Here is a 3174-nt window from a genome sequence, read left to right on the forward strand (position 1 = left end):
GCGATGATCCGGGTCTTGCCGAGGTGCTTGGCGAGCAGCGCCTGGCCCACGGTGTTGGTGATCTTGTGGGCGCCGGTGTGATTCAGATCTTCGCGTTTCAGGAAAATCTGCGCGCCGCCCCATTTCTTGGTCAGCCGCTCGGCCGGATACAGCGGGCTGGGACGGCCGACATAGAGCGCCAGATCCTTGTCGAGCTCGGCGCGGAACGCCGGATCGACTTTCAGCATGTTGTAGGCCGCTTCCAGCTCGCGCAGCGGCTCCATCAAGGTTTCGGCGACGAAACGGCCACCGTAGGGGCCGAAATGGCCTCGGGCGTCAGGCAGATTCTCGTAGATCATCAGACAGGCAAGACTCGATTTCAGGAAAGCTGGTCGGCGCGGTGAACCTCGCGCACGAAGTCGCGCATTTTGCCTGAATCCTTCCTGCCCGGCGCCGCTTCGATGCCGCTGGAAACATCGACGGCAAAAGGCCGCGCTGCCGCGATCGCCGCAGCGACGTTATCCGGCCGGATACCACCGGCCAGCATGATCGGCAACGCCACAGTTCCGGTCGCCTGCTGCCAATCGAAAGCCACGCCCTGCCCGCCCAGGCCGCCCGGCGCGTGGCCATCGAGCAGCAGCGCAGCAGCGCTCGCGTATTCGGCCGCGATCTCGGCCAGCGGGCGCGTCTGGTTCTGCATCGCGATCGCCTTCAGATAGGGATGGCCGAAGCTGGCGCAGAAGTCAGCGGATTCTTCGCCATGGAACTGCAGCAGGCTCGGCTGGATCAGGCGCAGCACTTCGTGCACCAGCGCGGCATCCGGATTGCGCAGCAGCACCACACTGCTGACCAGGGGCGGAACCGTCCCTTTCAGCTGGACGGCCGCTTCCAGGCTGACGGCACGCGGGCTTTGCGGGACCAGGATCAGGCCGACGGCGTCGATGCCGAGCGCAACCGCTTCGGCCACGTCATCAGCCCGCGTGAAACCGCAGAACTTGATCCGGGTGCGGCGAAAGACGGCAGCGCTCATGCGGGAAACCAGGGCTCGGACGGCGGCGGCAGGCCGAATTCGGCCGGGTAATCGGGGCCGACAAAATACAGGCCCTGCGCGGCGGCCGTCATGCCCGACAGGCTGCGGTCGCGGCCGGCCAGCAGTTCAGCGATCCAGGCCGCTGGCCGGCGCTGGCTGCCGACTTCCAGCAGGCTGCCAGTGATGTTGCGGACCATGTGATGCAGGAAGGCGTTGGCGCGGACATCGATGACCACGAACTGCCGGCTGCGCCAGACGCGGAGGCTTTCCAGCGTGCGCGTCGCCGTTTTCGCCTGGCATTCGGCGGCGCGGAAGGCCGAGAAATCATGATCGCCGACCAGTGCCTGCGCGGCTTCATGCATGGCGTCGGCATCCAGCGCATGGGCGATCCAGGTCGCCCGTTCGGCGAGCAGCGCCGAGCGGGCGCGATCGTTGTGGATCACGTAGCGATAGCGGCGCGAGATCGCACTGAATCGGGCGCTGAAATCACCCGAGACCGGCTGCACCCAGCGCAAGGCGACGTCCGGCGGCAAGCGTGAATTGCTGCCGAGCAGCCAGCCGTAGGGATCGCGGGCGGCGGCGCTGTCGAAGTGCACGACCTGGCCGAGCGCGTGCACGCCGGAATCGGTGCGGCCGGCGCAGATGGTCGCCACCGGCTGGTTGGCGACCGAGCTCAGTGCGGCTTCGACCGCGCCCTGCACGCTCGGCCGTCCCGCCTGGATCTGCCAGCCGGAGTAGCGCGAGCCGTGGTACTCGACGCCAGCGACCCAGCGGACCATGCCGGCCTGTGTGACGTCGTTCAGCCTGCGTCCTTCAGGCGCAGCTGCAGCGCCTCGGCTTCGATTTTCTGGTCGTCGCTGCCGGTGGCAATGACTTCGGTGAGCAGGTTGCCGGCCGCCTCGATATCGCCCATGTCGGCATAGGCGCGCGCCAGATCGAGCTTGGTATCGATCTCGTCGACGCTCGCCGACAGCGGATGCTCGGGCTCCGGTTCGATGCTCGCTTCCAGCTCGTCGAAACTGAATTCGATCAGACGCGGATCAAGCGGCGGCTCGGCCGTCGATTCGGCAGCGAGATCGAAGCTGCTCAGATCGATGTCGGCCAGCGGATCGACGTTGCGGGGCTCAGGCTGAATCTGGGCGGCGTCCGGTACTGGCTCGAGAATCGGCGCTGGTGCAACGAATGGCGCTGGGGCAACAGGATTCGGACTGATGTCAGGCTCCGCTTCAGTCCTGAACTCGGAACTGATCTCGGACTTGGCTTCGGGCCTGATCTCCGGCTTGTCGAGATCGACATCAAGATCGAAATCGGTGACCGAAAGCTCGGCCGGCGACGCCTTGGCAGCGGCGGCGGCGGCGTAGACCTCGGCGAGCTTGCGCTGCAGATCGACCCGCTCCGGCTGTTCGGCGATCGCCTGGCTGAGCATCTGGATCGCTTCGTCATACAGCCCGTAGGCGAGATGGAAATCAGCTTCGGTCAGCGGATCTCCGCCATCCAGCTTGAGGACGGAGGCTGCACGTTCTTCTTCGGCAAGCAAGGCTTCGCTGTCTTCGGGCAGCGGCGGCAATTCGGGTTCGACGCGCCTGGATTCGGGCTCGGGCTGAGCTTCAGGCGTCGGTTCGGCTGAAGCTTCCGGCTCCGCCGGCTCGCTCGGCGCAGGCGCTGCGGCTTCGGCATCGGCGGCAGTCGCCAATGTCGAGCGCCGGGTTTCGGGTGTCGCTGCGGCAATCACCGGCATCGACAACCAGAGGGTGTCCGGCGACGGCAGCTTGGCTTTCGGCTTGGGCTTGGAGCGACGCTTCAACACCACCAGCATCAGCAGGAAGATCAGCACCAGCAACCCGCCGATCAGCGGCCAGGACAGACCGTAGTCTTCGAACGAGAACGTCGAAGCCGCTGGTGGCGGTTCGGCAATCGGTGCCGGTGCTGGCACCGTAGCCGGCTCGGGCGCACTAACCGCAGGCACTTCGGCGGCGGGTTCCGCAGGGCTTTCGGCGCTCGGCGGCGGTGCCGCGGGCGCATCGGCTTCAGCCGCTGTCGCCGGGGCTGGAACAACCTGCGCCTCGGCTGGAGCTGGCACGGGTGTTGTTGTCGGGGCAGGAACTGGCAGCACCGGCGGAGCCGGCGGCTCGACCACCGCAGCCGCAGGAGCCACAGGAGCCACA

Annotated in this window: 3 protein-coding genes and 1 pseudogene; all 4 read right to left on the minus strand. The window is 66.7% G+C overall.

From position 1 onward, the window contains the following. Positions 1-338: pseudogene (locus QZY06_RS16605) on the minus strand (tryptophan synthase subunit beta); the annotation flags it as partial. A gap of 20 nt (positions 339-358) precedes the next feature. Then, a complete protein-coding gene (locus QZY06_RS16610; RefSeq protein ID WP_295686173.1) occupies positions 359-1009 on the minus strand; it encodes a phosphoribosylanthranilate isomerase in 651 nt (216 codons plus the stop codon). Beyond that, positions 1006-1788 carry a tRNA pseudouridine(38-40) synthase TruA gene (gene truA / locus QZY06_RS16615; protein ID WP_295686174.1) on the minus strand — a complete coding sequence of 261 codons (783 nt, stop codon included), beginning with the start codon at positions 1786-1788 and terminating at the stop codon, positions 1006-1008. Before truA ends, QZY06_RS16610 begins: the two co-directional genes overlap by 4 nt. A 20-nt stretch (positions 1789-1808) precedes the next feature. Next, the coding region (locus QZY06_RS16620) for a FimV/HubP family polar landmark protein (RefSeq protein ID WP_295686175.1) at positions 1809-3174 on the minus strand (1366 nt) is incomplete at its 5' end.

The organism is uncultured Nevskia sp., assembly GCF_903885465.1.
Lineage (GTDB): Bacteria > Pseudomonadota > Gammaproteobacteria > Nevskiales > Nevskiaceae > Nevskia.